Consider the following 17,316-nt stretch of genomic DNA (forward strand, 5'->3'; position numbering starts at 1 on the left):
CCGACGGTCCGAGCCGGTTCGCCGGTCCCGGCGCTGAGCCGGTTCGCCGGCCCGGGGCGTGGTCAGGGGGGTGCGCCGCCGCCCTCCTCGGCCGCGACCTGGGCCAGCGTCCGCCCCGTACGGGCGGAGCGGGCGCGGTACGGGTCGGGGGCGTCCGGTCCGGCGTGGGTGGCCCGGCCGTCCTTGGCCTTGATCAGCAGCCACACCTCCTCGCCCGGGACGGCGGGGCCGTCGCCGCCCTTGAAGCGGGTGAGGGCGAACTCGCCGTGCAGCTTGGTCCCGTCGAGCCAGAACGTCGCGTGCCCGTCCGCCAGGGACTGCTCGAACGGCACGGGCGCGCCCCACCGGTCGTGGCTGAGCGGCCGGTAGGTGCCCTGGTCCCAGACGATGACGGTGCCGCCGCCGTACTCGCCCTTGGCGATCACGCCCTCGAAGGTGCGGTACTCCAGCGGGTGGTCCTGGGTCGGTACGGCCAGCCGTCGCACCCGGGGGTTCTCCGAGGGCCCGCGCGGCACGGCCCAGGACTTCAGCACACCCCCGACCTCCAGCCGGAAGTCGAAGTGCATGCGCCGCGCCTGGTGGATCTGGACGACGAAACAGGGGGCCGGGCCCGCCGGTCCGCCGTTGCCGGTCCCGTTCATCCGACACCTCCTCCGGCCGCCCCCGCCCGGTGGTTCCTTTCCACTCTGCCGCAGCCGCCCGTGTCCCGCACCGCAGATATCTCGCCATCAAGTATCTCGTTATCGACTATCTTGACGTCGAGAGTGTTTGTCGGGCAGGCTTCCGGGGGTTCGGGTTCGGGTCCTTCGGGGGGAGCGTGTGATGCGGCGGGACGGCAAGGTGGCGCTCGCGGGTGGCGGCCGTGGGCCGGGGCTGCTGGCCCAGTTGCGCGATCCGCCGGGCGGCCGCGACGCCCGGATCATGCTGCTCGCCCTGGCCGTGGACCGGACCGGTTCGGGGCTGTGGGCCGCGTCCTCGGTCCTGTACTTCACCTTCGTCACGCAGTTGAGCGCCCAGCAGATCGGCGTCCTGCTGGGCGCCGCCGGGGTCGCGGGCATCGCCGGATCGCCGCTGGCCGGATGGCTGGCCGGCCGTCTCCCGGTCCGTACGCTGCTGATCGGCTGCCATCTGCTCCGGCTGGTGACCCTCGCCCTCGTCCTGGTCTGCGCGGGCTTCGGGGCGCTGCTGCCGGTCGTCGCCCTGACGTACCTGGGGGACAGGGCCGCCAAGACCCTGGAGATGCTCTTCGCCACCCGGGCCGCCGGTGAGCGGCGCGTGGCCTACCAGGCCCTGTCGCGCAGCGCCGCCAACGCGGGCTACGGCGTCGGCGCCGGGATCGCCGCCCTCGGTCTGGCGGTGGGCACCCTCGACGCCTACCGCGCGCTGATCCTGGGCAACGCGCTCTCCTTCGTCGTCGCGGCGGCGCTGGTGTGGCGCACCGCCGAACCGGCGCGGGGGCCGGTGTCCGGGGTGTCGGTGCCCGGCCCGGCGTCGGGGGTCCGTCCGGCGGCGGGCCGGAGTCCCTGGCGGGACCGGGGCTACCTCCGCTTCGTCCTCCTGGACATCCCGATGAACCTCGACGACTCCGTCCTCGGCGTCGGCCTCCCGCTGTGGCTGGTGAGCTCCACCTCCGCGCCGCACGCCCTGGTCCCGGCGTTCCTCGTCCTCAACACCGTCCTGGTCGTGGTCTGCCAGCTGAGCGTGTCCCGTCGTGCCGAGGGTGCGCGCGGGGCGGCCCGCGCGGTGCTGCTGTACGGGGTCCTGATGCTGGTCACCTGCGTCTTCATGGCCCTGGCCACCCGGGGCGGGGCGTGGGTGGCGGCGGTGGTGCTGCTCGCGGCGGCGCTGCTGGTGACGCTGGCGGAGCTGATGCGCTCGGTGAGTTCCTGGGAGCTGGCGGTGCTGCTCGCTCCGGAGGACGCCCGCGCCGCGTACCTGGGGGTGGCGGGGATGTCGCAGTCCATCCAGAAGTCCGCCGGGCCGCCGCTGATCACCGGGGTGGTGATGGCCGCCGGTCCGGTGGGCTGGCTGGTGCTCGGGGCGGCGGTCGCGGGCCTGGCGGTGGCCCAGAACCGGGGCTGCGCCCGCCGGCTCGGCACGGGCCCGTCCGGCACGGGCAGCCCCGCCCTCCCTGTTGGGTAGACTGGTCTACCTAATTAGCGGTTGGTGCCGGTGCGGAGGCGGTCGACATGGACGTGGCGGACAAGACGGACGAGGCGAATGCGGCGGACGAGGCGACGACGGCCGAGCGGCCGGTGAAGCGGCGGCGCGGGGCGGCGCGCGGCCGGATCCTCGACGCCGCCGCGCGCCGCTTCTACGCGGACGGGGTGACGGCGACGGGGATCGACGCGATCACCGCCGAGGCCGGGGTCGCGAAGATGAGCCTCTACAACAACTTCGACTCCAAGGTCGACCTCGTCCGCGCGTACCTCATGGCCCGGCACGAGGAGTGGCTCGGCCTCTACGAGCACCGGCTGTCCGCCGCCGCCCCCGGACCCGCCGCGGCCGTGCTGGCGGTCTTCGACGCGTACGCCGACCACGCCGAGCTGGCCTACGAGCACGGCTTCCGGGGCTGCGGACTGCTCAACGCCGCCGCCGAACTGCCCGCCGGGCACCCGGGCCGCGCCGTCGTCCGCGCGCACAAGGAAGAGGTGGAGTCCCTGCTCGCCGCCCACCTGCGGGAGCTGCTGCCCGGCCGGGAGGAGCGGGCCGCGGGCCTGGCGGAACACCTGGCGTTCCTGCTGGAGGGCGCCGTGGTGCGCGCGGGCCTGGAGGGCGACTCCACCCGCGTCCGGCACGCCAGGGAACTGGCGTCGTCGCTGGTGGCAGCCCTGTGACCGGGGGTGCGGCGGCCGCGAGAGGTACGGGCGCCGGGGCCGGGGCGCTCGCCGTGCTGCTGGCCTCCGTCCTCTGGGGCACCACCGGCACCGCGGCCACCTTCGCGCCCGGCGTGGGCCCGCTGGCGATCGGGGCCGCCGCGATGGGCCTGGGCGGACTGCTCCAGGCCGCGGTGGCGGGGCGCCGCATCGTACGGTCCCGGCACCGGCTGGCGGCGCGGTGGCCGACCGTCCTCGTCGGCGGCGCGGGCGTGGCCCTGTACCCGCTGGCGTTCTACACCTCGATGCACCTGGCCGGGGTCGCGGTCGGCACGGTGGTCTCCATCGGCTCGGCCCCACCCGCCTCGGCACTGATCGAGCGGCTGGCCGACGGCCGCCGGCTGTCCCGGCGCTGGCTGGCGGGCGCCGCCCTCGGCCTGGCCGGAACGGCCCTGCTCTGCGCCGCCGAGGCCACCGGCGGCGGGGCCACCGGTACCGCCTCCGCCGGACGCACCGTCCTGGGCGTGGGCCTCGGGCTGGTCGCGGGCGTCACGTACGCCGGGTACGCCTGGGCCGCACACCGACTGATCACCCGGGACGTCCCCGCCCGGGCGGCGATGGGGGCGGTCTTCGGGCTCGGCGGGCTGATGCTGCTCCCGGTCCTGGCGGCCACCGGAGCCCCCCTGCTCGCCTCCTGGACCAACGCGGGCGTCGGGCTCTACATGGCCCTGGTCCCGATGTTCACCGGCTACGTCCTCTTCGGCTTCGGCCTCGCCCGCATCCCGGTCAGCGCCGCGACGACGCTGTCGCTGCTGGAGCCCGCCGTGGCGGCGGTGCTCGCGGTGCTGGTCGTGGGCGAGGAGCTGCCCGCCCTCGGCTGGGCGGGCGTCGGCCTCGTCCTCGCCTGTCTCGCCGTACTGACCGCCCCGACGCCCCGGCGGACGCGGTCCCGGGTGCGGGACGGGGCGGCCCCGCGCCGGGCTCAGCCCAGCAGCTCCCTGATCGCCGAGACCAGAGCCTCGCCCGACTGCTGAACGGCCGTTCCGGCCACCAGGGCGGGCAGGGAACGGACCGCCGCGGACAGGGCGGGGCGGAAACCCTCGCCCTGAGGCTCCGTCAGGGCGCCGGTCAGCGTCATGGTCTGGACGCGCAGGTTCTCCAGGTCCGTCAGCAGATCCGCGTGGCGGTCGATGTCCGTGCGGAACGAGGCCAGCAGGGAGGCGACGGATTCGAGCGTGCCGCCGCCTTGGCCGGTGCCGGTCTGGGTGACGTGGGACAGGCGGTGACCGACCGCGTTCTGCGCGGTGCCGTGGTTGTCGCCGCCGATGCTGATGCCGGACCCCGGGGTGCGCGCGGGGTCGGAGGACGGGTCCCGGCGCGGGAAGACGGGGCTCATGGGGACTCCTTGGGTCGTCGGGCCGGGCGCGGCGGCCGGTACGGGCGGTACGGGTGGGGCGGGTGGGGCGGGAAGTGCAGGGAAGCGGGGCGGTACGGATGCGCCGGGAACGACGGGAGGGCCGACCGGAGCGACGGGGGCCGTGGGGATGCCGGGTGTGGCAGAAGTGGCGGTCTGGGCCACGTTCGTCAGCGTCAGACCACCCGTGAGCTGGATGTACCCGCTGTTGTTTCCCAGTACCTGAATGTTGTTGATCACCGTGCTCGGGTCGGAGACCGCGTCCGTCGCGAAGCCCCGGCTCTCCAGCAGTTCCTTCACGGCGCTCAGCACGGCCGTCTGCATGAGTTCCGTGTGGCGTTCCGCGTCGCTCCGCTGGTGCATGTCCGTGATCTCGGGCAAGGAGAGTGCGTCGCGCAGGCTCAGGGGACCGGGGAAGGTGTTTCGCCCCGGTCGCCTGAGCTGCCCGAATACCCTGGACAGCCCTTCGAACACGGCGGTGTGACGGGGCATGGGCAGTGGTGCCAGCGGCGTGGTCGCCTGCGTCAGAAGGGTGAGCCGCAGCTCCCCGGCCTGAAGGGCCACGTGCACGAAGAGGCTCACCACGAGCTGCCCCTGCCAGCTCACGCACTGGACCCGCAGGTACTGGCGCTCCGGCCGGTCCGGCCCACTCGCAGAATCCGACATCCGGGCCCCGGCCCGTCTGTACGCCAACCACTGGCCGACCGGCAGGGCGATCACCCGGGTCACCGAGAACCCGGGCAGCGGGGCGGTCTCCGTGAGGGCGCCGACCCGGTTCGTGCTCGGACCGGCAGCGGTCATCGCGGCCTCGATGCCCGCCAGCAGTTCCGTCTCGCGCAGCGTCACGACGGGCTTCTCCGGCCGCCCGGGACGCAGCGGAATGCGCATACCCGCCCCTCCGAGAGTCTCCCGGCCCGCTCCGATGAACTGGCCCTTTTCGTCGTAGGGGAGGATGTCGCTGTTCTGCAGCAGACCGACCTGTTTCACCTGCCGACGGGCCCAGGGGCTGCCGAAGGGCAGCCGGTGCCAGGTGTCGTCGCTCCGACCGGCCCGGGCGTGGGCCCGCCGGGCGGTCACCGCGTCGACGACGTACACCAGGGCCAGGACGGGCACGAACGTGAGCAGCGGCGTTCTTGCCGCCATGAGCCTCTCGACGGGCCCTGTGGTGTCCGGCCCCGAGAACAGCAGGCTCATCCAGCGGCCGGGGTCCCAGGCCAGCGCTACGAAGAAGTACGCCCACGCCACCCACAGCAGCGGGCCGACGGGACGGAACCGGGAGAGGCCGATCACGGCCAATGCGGCCACAGCGGGGACCGGGTCCCAGAAGACGACCAGAAGGCCGAGCAGGGCCACGACCGTCAGCCGGCGGAGTACCTGTTGGCGCCCGGCGCGAAGGGTCTGAACGAGGACCGGCACCGCGTCGAAACCGTACGAGGGGACCAACCGTGCCGGATCCCGCAGTACGTGCGTGGCCAGGTTGAGCACCTCGTTCCCGGACTCTCCCGTGACCAGGCCCCAGAGGGCTGAAGCGCGTATGTGCACGGCCATGCAGAGCTGCCGGGTGATCTCGGACTCCCGTGCCTGCGGCGGTGGTCCGTCCGCAAGCGTCCCTCCTGTATGCACCCTGGACCGCTCCCCCCCGGTGTGCGACACCTGAAGGGCATTGTCGTCCCGAGGGCCCGCCCGGGCCATACGTTCCCACCGTGTCGCTCCACGTGAGTCCGGATGCCCGTCCACACTCCGTCGCCCCGGAAATGACTGGAAGGGAGTGAGGGCGGTAACTACCCTTCTGCCGAATCCAGTTGTCCAGGCGAAGGGCGCCCCGTTGTACACCGTGTGAGACCTCCCGAGAGCTGATCTGTCGCGCGTCGCGCTTCTGCGCCGCGCTCCTTTTTGCTGCGGATTTCTCACACTGGAACCGGTGTATACCTGTGCTCGAAAGCACGCTCGAAACCTGGGTGGTCACCCCCACCCGCCTGCCGCTCGTCCGCCGTCGCTGCCACGTCTGCGCGGCCGAACTCTTCCGGACGTACGGCAAATTCCGGGTCAACGCCCATCACAAGCTCATCGACGCCTGGCTCCTCGCGCTCTGCACCACCTGCGGGGAGACCACGAAGCTCACGGTCCTGGAACGGACGAACGTGCGCTCCGTACGGCCCGAGCTGCTGGACCGGATGCACGGCAACGACCCCGCCCTGGCAGCCCGCCTGCTGCAGGAGCCAGCCCTGTTGCGCCGCAATCGCGTCGCCCTCGACTGGGCCGGAGCCTGGCGGCTGGACACCGGCGGACCGGTCGACACGGACCGCGAGGTCATCGACGTGTCGGTCCGGTTCGCGGCGCGGATACCCGTCCGGCCGCTCCGTCTGATCGCCGAGAGCTGCGGACTGGCCCGCGCCGAGGCGGAACGGCTGATCGAGTCGGGCAGGCTCGTCGCGGCGATCCGCCTGACCGGCAAGGTCTCCGGCGACTTCACCTTCACGCTGAAGCGCTGAGCGGATCCCCGTACGGGCCCGTGCGCCGCCACCGCCACGTCGGACGGTGGCGGCGCACGGGCCCCGGCACCGCTACTGCCCGGTCGCGGTGGGGGTGGTGGCGGCGCGCAGGAGCCGGAGCTGCCCGATCTCGGCCACGTTCTTCATCAGCTCGGCGTTCACCCACGCCACCATGTCCGCGACCGTGCGCCCCGCGTCCTCCGGCCAGGGGAACGCGGCGGTGGCGTCGAGGCCGTCCTCCGTCAGCCCGTCCAGTACGCCGAGCCAGCTGCCGCGCAGCGTCCGCAGCCACGCGACGGCACCGGGGACGTCACCGGGCCACGTCACGTCCTCCCGGTCGCGGGGCCGCCGGCCCCGCGCATGCGCGACCGCGGCCTCCCACCACCAGCCGATGTGCCAGCTCAGCCAGCCGATCGTCGGAACGGGCACGGGGTCGGGCTCGGTGTCCGCCCAGTCCGCCACCCACCGCCCGTCGGCCTGGCGGCGCACGGTCCAGCAGTGCGCCGCGGGCTCCCACAGGACGTCGTCGGGGTGCAGCCGCTCCAGGTGGTACTCGAAGAGCGCCCAGGTCAGGTCGAACTGCCCACGCAGTACGCCGACTCGCGAAGAATCCATCCGGTGACCCTTCCACACCCACCCTGCCGACATCCGCCCCTTTTCCGCACCGCACGGCATACGTTGGAGCCACAGGGTCCAGCATCTGCTCACGACGGAGGGGTCCTCACATGCGGATCGGCACGACCATCTTCCTCACCGACCAGACGATCACCCCGCTGCGGCTCGCCCGCGAGCTCGAACAGCGCGGCTTCGACGGCCTCTACCTGCCCGAGCACACCCACATCCCGGTGAGCCGGGACACCCCGTACCCGATGGGCGGCGAACTCCCGCCCGAATACGGCCGCACCCTGGACCCCTTCGTCGCCCTGGCCCAGGCCGCCGCCGTCACCGAACGCCTCGCGCTGGGCACCGGCATCACCCTCGTCGCCCAGCACGACCCGATCGATCTGGCCAAGCAGATCGCCACCCTCGACCACCTCTCCGGCGGCCGCTTCACGCTGGGCGTGGGCTACGGCTGGAACGTCGAGGAGGCCGCCGACCACGGCGTCGACTGGCCCGCCCGCCGCGCCCTGGTGCGCGACCGCCTCGCCCTGATGCAGGCCCTGTGGGCGGACGAACCCACCTCGTACCAGGGCGAGTTCGGCTCGGTACGGGCCAGCCACGCCCACCCCAAGCCGGCCCAAGGACCACGCGGCCCGGTGACCGGCCCCCGCACCCTGATCGGCGGCGCGGCGGGCCCGAAGCTCTTCGCGCACATCGCGGAACACACCGACGGCTGGCTCCCGATCGGCGGCGCGGGCCTGGCCGAATCCCTCCCGAAACTCCGCACGGCCTGGTCCGCCGCCAACCGCGACCCGAACCACCTCCAGATCGTCCCGTACGCCGTCCTCCCGACCCCCGGCAAACTCTCCCACTACGCGGACCTGGGCATCGAAGAGGTGGTCCTCCAACTCCCCCCGTCCACCGAACCGGAGGTCCTGCGCACGCTGGACGCGTACGCGAAGTTCCTCTGACGTGTCGCTGTCGGCGGGGAACGGCCCGGGTGAGCGGGGTCGTTGACCCACCAGAAACAACTAAACGAAAAAAGCGGCCGCGCCCTGAAGAACCCCAGCTCAAGAAGTGTCGTCCCCGCGCGTGCGGGGGTGGTCCGGAGATCCTCATCCTCGACCGGGGGCGCCTTGTGTCGTCCCCGCGAGTCCAGGGGTGGTCCGACGGGGCCGTGCGCGTCCACGGTGGCCGTGCTGTCGTCCCCGTGCATGCGGGGGTGGTCCGGAGCAGTACATCGCACTGCTCGACTCGATGATGTCGTCCCCGCGCGTGCGGGGGTCACTTCTTGGGGGTACGAACGCGTACCCGCTCTGCTGCCCGCGTCTGATCTCGTTCGCATGCGGGGTTATGGGGGTCTATACGGGCGTCCCGGCCGACGCGTAGTGGCGCAAGTAGTCACGCGCTTGAGGGTCGAGTTCCGAGAGGGCGTTGTCGTTGAGGGCACGCCAGAGACGGTTCTCGATCCAGAACCGATGCGCGAACTCCTCGAACGAAGGCGCACACCAGAGGATCGCGGCCCCTTGCTCCTCCGGATCGTCGAGATCGGCCTCCCTCTCCTCCCCGTCGCGCTGTGCCTCGTACTCGTACTCGTAGTCGAGATGGGAGTGCACCACGAACACCTCCCCCGAAGGGCGGAGGTAGAGGTACCAGATGACACAGTCCTGTTGATCCCTCAGGAACCGCACGAGGAAGGCGCCGGGCTCAATCGGACTGGGCAGGGGCTCTGAGACGTTGGTCCAGCAGCTGGTCACCGAGACTTCATCCAGTGAGAGATGCAGCTTCGAGTTGGTCTGGAAGGTGACGAAGTCCAGGGGCAACGCCAAGCCCTTGGCTCTGAGGTTCTCTGCCAAGCGCCGGAGATCCGTGACCTGTTCGGGAATAGGATCGCCGGTACCACCGAGCCATTGGAAGGCGCCCGTGAACTCGGTGGAGTCAAGAGGCGGCAGGCTCTCGTAGGGGTAGTACTCATAGGTGTAGCGGCAGGGACGGTATTCACCCAGGTCGGTGGCGCACCAAGCAGAGTTGAAGCCGACCGCGGACATGTCGGGTCCTGATCGTTCGCCAGGCATCGGTCCCCCATGTGGTCACTGTGAGCGGAGCTGTCGGCGCCAGCATGGCACCGTCTACTGACACTCCCGGCGACGCGTGGGCCCGGCCCTCTTCCACGCCGTGCCGCTCCCTGCGCGCGGCCAGAGTAGAGCGGGCCGATTGTTCGGCGTCGGCCGAAGCGTCCGGGTTCTACGGTCGGCGCATGCGAACCGCACCACAGCACCAGGTCACAGCCTCAGACGGCCATCTGGCCATCACTCCGAGCATCCTCTACTTCGGCACGCCCGTCGTCCTGCTGACCACCGAGAATCCCGACGGAACCTTCAACCTCGCGCCGATCTCGTCCGCGTGGGCGCTCGGGCAGGTGGTCGTGCTGGGGCTCTCGCGGGAGGGGTGGACCGGGGCGAACCTGGAGGAGCGGCCGGAGCTGGTCATCAGCCTGCCGGAGCCCGGTCAGTGGGCGGCCGTCGAGAGGCTGGGCGGTCTGACGGGGCGGCCCCCGGAGGCCGGGCCCGGGAACCGGGCTGCGCGGTACGAGCCGGACAAGTTCTCGGCGAGCGGCTTCCGGGCACAGCCGTCACGGATGGTGCGCCCGCCCCGGGTGGCGGAGTGCCCGATCCAGCTGGAGGCGCGGGCCGTCCGGGTCGCCCCGGACGCCGCGGGGGAGTTCCTGATCGTCGAGGCCCGGGTGGCAAGGGTGCACGCGGCTGAGCGCCTGGTGGTTCCGGGGACCCAGCACATCGACCCGGTCGCGTGGAGCCCGCTGGTCTACAACTTCCGCCACTACTTCGGCCTCGGCCCCGAGATCGGTCACAGCGGGATCTCCGAGACCCCGCGCGAGGGTCGACGGATATTCGACCCCGGCCCGCAGGTCATCGCTGGGCAGGCAGTGTCCGGGCGGCGGGTCCCCTTCGTCGTCCCGGCCCGGGAGTCGTAGGCCCGGCGAACGCTCCGGCACCCGGCGGACGCTCCGGTACCCGGCGGAAGTCGTGTGAGCCGGTTGTGGGCCGAGGACGGAAGGCCGCCCGCTCAGTCGTCGTCGCGCTCGATCGCCTGGACGCAGCGGGCCAGCAGGGCGCGGAGGGTGTCCCGTTCCTCGGCGGTGAACTCGTCCGCGATGCGGCGTTCGATGCGGACCGCCTCCTTGTCGGCGGCGGCCAGGGCGCGTTGGCCGGACTCGGTGAGCCTGGTCTCCAGGATCCGCTGGTGCCAGGGGTGCGCCGTCCGCCCGATCAGGCCCCGCGTCTGGAGGGTCTTGAGCATGGCCGTCATGGCCTGCGGCGTGACCAGGCAGACGCGGGCCAGCGCGGCGGCGGACATGCCCGGGTACCGGGAGAGGGCGAGGAGTGTCGCGTACTGCGCGACCGTCAGATCGGCCCCGCGCACGGCGTTTCCCTTGGCGGTTGTCAGCGCCTGCTCGGCCCGTTTGATGTCCAGCCCGAGCCGGGCATCCGGCGGCATGTCCATCCGTCCAGCCTAGCAATTCCCGACGTAATGAACCTTGGAAGAGATGTAAAGCCTTTGATATAAGGGTGGCGTGCATGAGTGCCGGCCCGTGGCGGGCGAACTCCGTGGAAAATCAGTCATGTTGACCGGGGCCACCCAGGGAATGGGGCGCCGCCTCGCCCACCACCTGGCTGCCCGGGGCGCGCAGTTGCTCCTGCACGGGCGTGCCCGGGAGCGGCTCGAAGCGGTCGCCGACGAGGTCGGGGCGAGGTTCCCGGAGGCGGAAGTGCGCCTCTATCGGGCGGACTTCGCGGACCTGGGGCAGGTGCGCGCCCTGGCCGACGCCGTCCGAGCGGCCGAGCCACGGCTCGACGTGCTGGTCAACAACGCCGCCGTCGGGGGCGGCGTCGACCCGAAGGTGCGCGAGACGAGTCACCAGGGCCATGAGCTCCGGTTCGCCGTCAATCACCTGGCGCCGTACGTACTCACCCGCCGGCTCGTCCCGCTCCTCGCCGCCTCGGCGCCCGCGCGCGTGGTCAACGTGGCGTCGGCGGGACAGGCGCCCGTCGACCTCGACGACGTGATGCTGGAGGCGGACTACGAAGGGGTGCGCGCCTACTGCCGCAGCAAACTGGCGCTGATCATGGCCGGCTTCGACCTGTCGGCCGGAGTCGCGCGGCTCGGCATCACCGTCAACGCGCTGCATCCCGCCGACCTCATGGACACCCCCATGGTGCGGCAGAGCGGCTTCGCCCCCGCCGTGAGCCCGGACGAGGGCGCCGGACCGGTGCTGCGCCTGGTCGCCGATCCCGCGCTGGACGGTGTCACCGGCCGGTACTTCGACCGGTTCGACGAGCGGCCCGCACACACCCAGGCGTACGACACACGGGCCCGCGCCCGGCTGGCGGAGATCACCGAGACCCTGACCGGGCCGTACCTCGGCCGAGCGGCCCGGCCTGGCACCCCATGAACGCCGCGATCGGCAGCATCGGCGGGAGCAGTCGGCGCGGACGAACCGGGGGACGCGGTCGGAGCGGGAGGTGCGGCCGGGCGGTTCAGCAGATCACGTTGACGACGGTGACGAGGTTGTTCTCGTCCAGGCCGCGGCTGGTCCAGGGCCGCACCTCGTCCCATCTGCCGTCCAGGTAGACGACCTGGAAGGCGTTGCCGTGGGCGGTGGCGCCGGCGTAGCGGTCCCGGACCTGGTGGTAGCCGCAGCCGTTCACGTTCCAGTACGGCCCGCCCGGTCCGGAGCGGCCTTGCGAGAGCTTGATGCAGGCCCGCCCGTACTCGCAGGTCGGGGCCCAGAACCCGCCGCCGTCGGCGGCGGAGGCCGGGCTCCCCGCGAGGGCGACGACGGCCCCCACGGTGGTGGCCAGGGCCGTGGCCCACGTGGTGAATCGGCTGGTCGGTCGCATGTCGAATCCCCTCTTCCCGTCGTGAACGGCACCGCGGGCTCGCGCGGCGCTTGCGCTCAGCGCAGCCCGGCGACCAGCTCCGGAAGCTTGCGCATGTCGTCGAAGACGATGGTGTCCGGCCCCTCCAGCCAGTGTGCCGGGGTCAGTCCGCCCGCGTAGCCGAAGGACCTCATCCCCGCCGAACGGGCCGCCTGCACGCCGTACTTGCTGTCCTCGACGACGACGCACGCGGCCGGAGAGACGCCCATCCGCGCGGCCGCGTGGAGGAAGAGGTCGGGGGCCGGTTTGCCGTGGGCGACCTCGGTGGCGGAGTAGATCCGGCCCTCGAAGTGGTCGTGGAGCCCCGTACGGCCGAGGGTGTGGCGCATCTTCTCGTGGCTGCCGCTCGACGCGACGCAGGTGGGGAGCGTGATCCCGGCCAGCGCCTCGTGGATGCCGTCCACCGCCACGAGCTCGGCGTCGACGGCGGCGCGGTGGAGCTCCTGGTAGCGCTGCTGCCAGTCGGCGGACCTGCCCGGCAGGCGGGCCTCGACCAGCTCACCGATCGATTTCTCGGACCGGCCGACGAACTTCTCCAGCACCTCCCGCGCCGTCAGCGGCCAGCCCAGCTCGGCCCCCACCTGGACCTCGACGCGGACGGCGAGGCGTTCGCTGTCGACGAGCACACCGTCGCAGTCGAATATGACGAGTTCGGGAGCGGGGGGAGTGATCATGCGGCCAGGATAGGCCCCGCGCTTGACCCTCACGCGGCGTCAGACACCAGGGTGGACGGCATGGCGGAGCACCTGACCGTGGGACGCGTGGCCGAGCTGGCCGGAGTGAGCGTCCGCACGCTGCATCACTACGACGGGATCGGCCTCGTCAGGGCCTCGGCACGGACCGCGGCCGGTTACCGGGCCTACTCGCCCGACGACGTGGAGCGGCTGCGGGAGGTGCTCGGCTACCGGCGGCTGGGCTTCGGGCTGCGCGAGATCGCGGACCTCGTCGACGACCCGGCCACCGACACGGTCGCCCGACTGCACCGGCTGCGCGGCCTGCTGCTGGAGCAGCGCGACCGGGCGACCGCCGCGGTCGCCGCCATCGACACGGAACTGAGGGGACGGGCCATGGGGATCAGGACGACCTCGGAGGAGCAGCTCAAGATGTTCGGGGCACGGCTGTACGAGACCATCGGCGCCGACTATCCGGCGACCCGCCGCACCGAGCCGCGCATCGCCGCCCGGGTCTGGGCGGCGCTCGGGGACGCGCGCACGGTGCTGAACGTGGGCGCGGGAACCGGCTCCTACGAGCCGCCGGACCGGGAGGTGACGGCGGTGGAGCCGTCGGCGGTGATGCGGGCCCAGCGCCCCGCGGGCGCGGCGCGGTGCGTGGCGGCCGCGGCGGAGAGCCTGCCGTTCGGGGACCAGTCCTTCGACGCGGCGATGGCCTTCAGCACCGTGCACCACTGGGACGACCCGATCGCCGGGCTGCGCGAGATGCGCCGGGTGGCCCGCCGGGTGGTGGTGTTCACGTACGACGCCGGCCCGCCCGGCTGGCGCGACCGGTTCTGGCTCACCCGCGACTACCTCCCCGAGTTCGCCGGTCTGCTCGACGACTGGCCCTCGCTGGCCGACCTGACCCGAGCCGTCGGGGGCCGTGCGGAGCCGGTGCTCGTCCCGTGGGACTGCGCCGACGGGTTCTTCGAGGCCCACTGGCGCCGCCCCGAGGCATACCTGGAGGAGGAGGTGCGCCGCGCGGTCTCGGTGTGGACCAGGGTCGGGGCCGAGGCGGAGGCGCGCGCCGTGGACCGGCTCCGCGACGATCTCGGGTCGGGCCGGTGGGCGGAGCGCAACCGCGACCTCGTCGCCCTCGACGCGGCGGAGCTCGGCCTGCGCCTGATCGTGGCCTGAGCCCGAGACCGGTCGTGGCCTGAAAGGGCTGAAACGCTGGGGAGCGCTGAGAACCCCTGGAGACCCCGGTATGTGAAATTCAGCGCCGATACTCCGATGACCAGCCGCAACACCTGTGCGATCATCATGTGCGCTCGTCTTTACGAATTACTCACACCAGGCTGGAAGTCGCCGGTGTGTCACCGCTCCGGGGGGAACGGACTTGCTCACTCGCCCACGTACGCGCACGCGCACCCGCGCGGGATCCGGGCGGCGCGCCGCCCGAACAGCGCCGCTGCTCGTATTCTCCGTACTGCTCTCGCTGCTCCTGCCCGCAGGCGCCGCCACCGCGGCCACCAGCCAGGAAACAGGCACCACCGGCCAGGAACCCGCCGCCACCGGCCAGGAACCCGCCGCCACCCGGAACACGGCCGCCGCTGGCGACTGTGCCCACCCCCCACTCAACGGGTACAACTCGGCCCCCACCGCAGCCGACCCGGTCAGCGGCTGCCGCACCTTCACCGCCCCGGCCGGCGGGCTCTACGACGCGTACGCCATCCGCGACGACGGCTACCGCACCCCGCTCCGCGTCGAGGACGCGACCGGTGCGGCCGTCTGCGAGTACTGGATCAGCTGCACGCTCCCGGCCGCCGGTGAGTACACCGTCCGCACCGAGTCCGCGAGCCTGATCATCGACCACTCGGCCACCACCGGCTGCGAGCCGGTCGGACTCGGCCTGTACCGGGGCGAGTTCACCGCAGCCGGTGAGACGGACTGCCTGTCCCTGTCGCTGCCCGCCGGTGCGCAGATCGCCGCCGTGGAGCCCACCTCCAGTGGTGCCCCGCACCCGGCCGTGACGGTCGTCGACGCGGCCGGTGAGAACGCCTGCCCCTACCCGGCCAATCCCGGCAGCGGCACCTGCGTGCTCACCGGCAAGGCCCCCTTCCGGGTGCTGATCGTCAACGACGGCACCGCGAAGCCGACCGGCCCGTACGCGCTGTCCCTGCACCGCACCGACACGGCGGCCGACTGCCAGGTCCTCCCCGAGGGCGACTTCACCGCCGCCTCGCCCTCCGCCCGCGCCACCATCGGCAACGGCTCCGCCGTGGACTGCCTGACCATTCCGGCCTCCGACCACAGCGTCATGGAGGTCGTCCAGCTCCAGGCCGCCCCCGGCACCGGCTCCCTCGCCCACCTCCTCGTCGTGGACACCCAGGGCAAGGAGAGCTGCCGGACCTACACCCCGACCACCTCCACCTGGGTCTCCTGCGCGCTCACCCCCGGCGTCGCCCACACCGTCCTCGTCATCGGCCGCGACGCCGCCTCCGAGTACGTCGTGACCCGCCGGGACGTCACCGCGACCGCCAAGGGCTGCACCGCGAACCCGGCCACCACGCCCGGCGGCGCCTCCACCGGGGGCACCCTCGGCGCCCCCGGCGAGCTGCGCTGCCGCCAGGTCACCACCGGCGACGTGAAGGACATCGTCCACATCGACGCCCGCGACGCCCAGGGCACCGCCAACGTCGCGCTCTTCGGCGACAAGGGCCAGGGCAGCGGCGCCGTCAGCAGCGGCCCCCGCTGCACGGGCGACCGGGCGTGCGCCGTCACCGGCTCCACGCACTACCAGGCCGTCGTCTCCGTCCCGCCCGGGAAGAAGGCCGCCGACACCTACCGCTTCGACGCGGTCCGCATCGCCGGCGCGGACGGCCCGGCCGCCGAGTGCGACCAGGTGAAGAGCATCGCGTACGGCTACGGCCCGGTCACCGGCACCCTGGACGAGCAGCACAGCACCATGTGCGCCGCACTGCCCACCACGTACAGCGACCGCTTCGCGATGGACATCAGCGACACGACCGGTGCCACCGAGACGGCCGTGCCCGCCCTCCACGACCCGAGCCTCGACAACGGCTGTTCGTACTCCACCCTCACCAAGACCTACGAGTGCCGGGTGATCGAGAACTACACCCGTGAACCGACCCCGAGCTTCCTGGTCCTCTCCCTGCCGGAGAAGGCGTCGACGACCTCGTACCGGGCCGAGGCGGTCTGCACCCTGTCGCTCTGCGGCCTGGAGCGGATCACCCTCACCAAGGTCTCCCCGAACACCGCGCCCGCCGGCGGGAAGACCACCCTCACGGTCACCGGCTCCGCCCTGCACGAGCAGTCCCGCATCCTCCTGCGCAACGGCGACCGCGAGATCACCGGCACCACCCTCGCCGTCTCGCCCGACCGCCGCACCCTCACCGCCGAGGTGGACCTGACCGGCGCGCCCGAGGGCGCCTGGTCGGCGATCCTCCTCAGCCGGGGGAACGGCGAGTACGGCAAGCTCTCCTTCACCGTCACCTCGGCCCCGCTCACCAGCACGGCACCGCCCACCCTCAGTGGGGAGGCCCGCGTCGGCGAGTACCTCACCGCGACGACCGGCACCTGGTCGCCCGCCCCGACGTCGTACTCCTACCAGTGGTACGGCGACGGGAAGCCGATCAGCGGGGCCACCCGGTCCGTGTTCACCATCCCGGCCTCCCTCATGGGGAAGAAGGTCGGCGTCACCGTCACCGCCCACCGGGCCACCGCACCGGACGCCACGGCCTCCTCGGTGACGCTCACCGCCGCCAAGGGCTACCCCCTCGGCTGCGCGGTCTGCCCGGAGGTCAAGGGCACCGTGAAGGTGGGCGCCAAGCTCACGGCCACGAGCGGCACCTGGAGCTGGACCCTCAGCTCCCTCACCTACCAGTGGAAGGCGGACGGCAAGGCGATCTCCGGCGCCACCTCCGCCACCTACACCGTCCCGGCCTCCCTGCTCGGCAAGCGGCTCAGCCTCACGGTCACCGCCCGCCTCAACGGTTTCGGGGACGGCCAGGCCAACACGGTCGGCGTGAAGGTCGCCACCGGCAGCGCGCCCAAGGCCACCAAGAAGCCCACCATCTCGGGCACCGCGAAGGTCGGCCGCGTCCTCAAGGCCGCCCACGGCACCTGGACGCCCGCCCCGACGTCGTACTCCTACCAGTGGTACGCCAACGGCAAGGCGATCTCCGGGGCCACCAAGTCCTCGCTGACGCTCAAGACGGCCCAGCGCGGCAAGAAGATCGCGGTCAAGGTGACCGCCCGCCGCACCGGCCACACCAACGGGACGGCCACCAGCGCGGCCACCAAGGCGGTCGCCCGCTGACGGACGGAACCACCGCTGCACCGACCGCCCCCGGGGACTGC

At 72.5% G+C, this 17,316-nt stretch carries 16 protein-coding genes; 9 read left to right on the forward strand and 7 right to left on the reverse strand.

Annotated elements, in window-relative coordinates; all coding sequences use genetic code 11:
- Positions 1–62: 62 nt before the first annotated feature.
- Complete coding sequence (locus ACIQGQ_RS31700; RefSeq protein WP_402402357.1) at positions 63–641, reverse strand: DNA polymerase ligase N-terminal domain-containing protein; 579 nt, start codon at positions 639–641, stop codon at positions 63–65.
- Between the two features lie 181 nt (positions 642–822).
- Between ACIQGQ_RS31700 and ACIQGQ_RS31705 the strand changes: the two genes are divergently transcribed.
- The 3 genes from ACIQGQ_RS31705 to ACIQGQ_RS31715 are packed head-to-tail and all read left to right on the forward strand — an operon-like array spanning position 823 to position 3,850.
- Positions 823–2,142, forward strand: a complete 1,320-nt coding sequence (locus tag ACIQGQ_RS31705; RefSeq protein WP_402402359.1) for an MFS transporter — start codon at positions 823–825, stop codon at positions 2,140–2,142.
- 47 nt (positions 2,143–2,189) lie between these two features.
- The gene (locus ACIQGQ_RS31710; protein ID WP_402402362.1) at positions 2,190–2,837 is read left to right on the forward strand and encodes a TetR/AcrR family transcriptional regulator; all 648 of its coding nucleotides are present in this window, start codon (positions 2,190–2,192) and stop codon (positions 2,835–2,837) included.
- Complete coding sequence (locus ACIQGQ_RS31715; protein WP_402402365.1) at positions 2,834–3,850, forward strand: DMT family transporter; 1,017 nt, start codon at positions 2,834–2,836, stop codon at positions 3,848–3,850. Before ACIQGQ_RS31710 ends, ACIQGQ_RS31715 begins: the two co-directional genes overlap by 4 nt.
- Here the strand turns inward: ACIQGQ_RS31715 and ACIQGQ_RS31720 are convergent.
- Entirely contained in the window at positions 3,799–5,778 is a 1,980-nt protein-coding gene (locus ACIQGQ_RS31720) for a hypothetical protein (protein WP_402402368.1), read from the reverse strand. The genes ACIQGQ_RS31715 and ACIQGQ_RS31720 overlap by 52 nt on opposite strands.
- Positions 5,779–6,188: 410 nt before the next feature.
- Between ACIQGQ_RS31720 and ACIQGQ_RS31725 the strand changes: the two genes are divergently transcribed.
- Complete coding sequence (locus tag ACIQGQ_RS31725; protein WP_402402514.1) at positions 6,189–6,722, forward strand: DUF1062 domain-containing protein; 534 nt, start codon at positions 6,189–6,191, stop codon at positions 6,720–6,722.
- A 72-nt stretch (positions 6,723–6,794) separates the two neighbouring features.
- On the opposite strand, the gene ACIQGQ_RS31730 is transcribed toward ACIQGQ_RS31725, so the two are convergent.
- On the reverse strand, positions 6,795–7,337 hold the full coding sequence (locus ACIQGQ_RS31730) for a DinB family protein (protein WP_402402371.1): 543 nt from the start codon (positions 7,335–7,337) through the stop codon (positions 6,795–6,797).
- Between the two features lie 110 nt (positions 7,338–7,447).
- Here ACIQGQ_RS31730 and ACIQGQ_RS31735 point away from each other — a divergent pair, with 110 nt between their 5' ends.
- Entirely contained in the window at positions 7,448–8,293 is an 846-nt protein-coding gene (locus ACIQGQ_RS31735; protein ID WP_402402374.1) for an LLM class F420-dependent oxidoreductase, read from the forward strand.
- A gap of 390 nt (positions 8,294–8,683) precedes the next feature.
- Here ACIQGQ_RS31735 and ACIQGQ_RS31740 read toward each other — a convergent pair whose 3' ends face one another.
- Positions 8,684–9,370: a hypothetical protein gene (locus ACIQGQ_RS31740; protein ID WP_402402377.1), complete on the reverse strand. Its 687-nt coding sequence runs from the start codon at positions 9,368–9,370 to the stop codon at positions 8,684–8,686.
- Between the two features lie 209 nt (positions 9,371–9,579).
- Here ACIQGQ_RS31740 and ACIQGQ_RS31745 point away from each other — a divergent pair, with 209 nt between their 5' ends.
- Positions 9,580–10,314: a flavin reductase family protein gene (locus ACIQGQ_RS31745; RefSeq protein ID WP_402402380.1), complete on the forward strand. Its 735-nt coding sequence runs from the start codon at positions 9,580–9,582 to the stop codon at positions 10,312–10,314.
- Positions 10,315–10,406: 92 nt separating this feature from the next.
- On the opposite strand, the gene ACIQGQ_RS31750 is transcribed toward ACIQGQ_RS31745, so the two are convergent.
- Positions 10,407–10,844 carry a MarR family winged helix-turn-helix transcriptional regulator gene (locus tag ACIQGQ_RS31750; protein WP_402402383.1) on the reverse strand — a complete coding sequence of 146 codons (438 nt, stop codon included), beginning with the start codon at positions 10,842–10,844 and terminating at the stop codon, positions 10,407–10,409.
- Between the two features lie 118 nt (positions 10,845–10,962).
- Here ACIQGQ_RS31750 and ACIQGQ_RS31755 point away from each other — a divergent pair, with 118 nt between their 5' ends.
- The gene (locus ACIQGQ_RS31755; RefSeq protein WP_402402386.1) at positions 10,963–11,793 is read left to right on the forward strand and encodes an SDR family NAD(P)-dependent oxidoreductase; all 831 of its coding nucleotides are present in this window, start codon (positions 10,963–10,965) and stop codon (positions 11,791–11,793) included.
- Positions 11,794–11,878: 85 nt separating this feature from the next.
- Here the strand turns inward: ACIQGQ_RS31755 and ACIQGQ_RS31760 are convergent, their stop codons facing one another.
- Together ACIQGQ_RS31760 and ACIQGQ_RS31765 are read right to left on the reverse strand one after the other, a co-directional pair.
- The gene (locus tag ACIQGQ_RS31760; protein ID WP_402402389.1) at positions 11,879–12,241 is read right to left on the reverse strand and encodes a hypothetical protein; all 363 of its coding nucleotides are present in this window, start codon (positions 12,239–12,241) and stop codon (positions 11,879–11,881) included.
- A 56-nt stretch (positions 12,242–12,297) separates the two neighbouring features.
- Positions 12,298–12,954 carry an HAD family hydrolase gene (locus tag ACIQGQ_RS31765; protein WP_402402392.1) on the reverse strand — a complete coding sequence of 219 codons (657 nt, stop codon included), beginning with the start codon at positions 12,952–12,954 and terminating at the stop codon, positions 12,298–12,300.
- Between the two features lie 60 nt (positions 12,955–13,014).
- Here ACIQGQ_RS31765 and ACIQGQ_RS31770 point away from each other — a divergent pair, with 60 nt between their 5' ends.
- Both ACIQGQ_RS31770 and ACIQGQ_RS31775 read left to right on the forward strand, forming a co-directional pair.
- Positions 13,015–14,130 (forward strand): MerR family transcriptional regulator, encoded by a 1,116-nt coding sequence (locus tag ACIQGQ_RS31770; RefSeq protein WP_402402395.1) that lies wholly within the window; start codon positions 13,015–13,017, stop codon positions 14,128–14,130.
- 202 nt (positions 14,131–14,332) lie between these two features.
- Positions 14,333–17,275 carry a hypothetical protein gene (locus ACIQGQ_RS31775; RefSeq protein ID WP_402402398.1) on the forward strand — a complete coding sequence of 981 codons (2,943 nt, stop codon included), beginning with the start codon at positions 14,333–14,335 and terminating at the stop codon, positions 17,273–17,275.
- Positions 17,276–17,316: the final 41 nt, after the last annotated feature.

It is taken from the genome of Streptomyces sp. NPDC092952 (assembly GCF_044754785.1).
Taxonomy (GTDB): Bacteria; Actinomycetota; Actinomycetes; order Streptomycetales; family Streptomycetaceae; genus Streptomyces.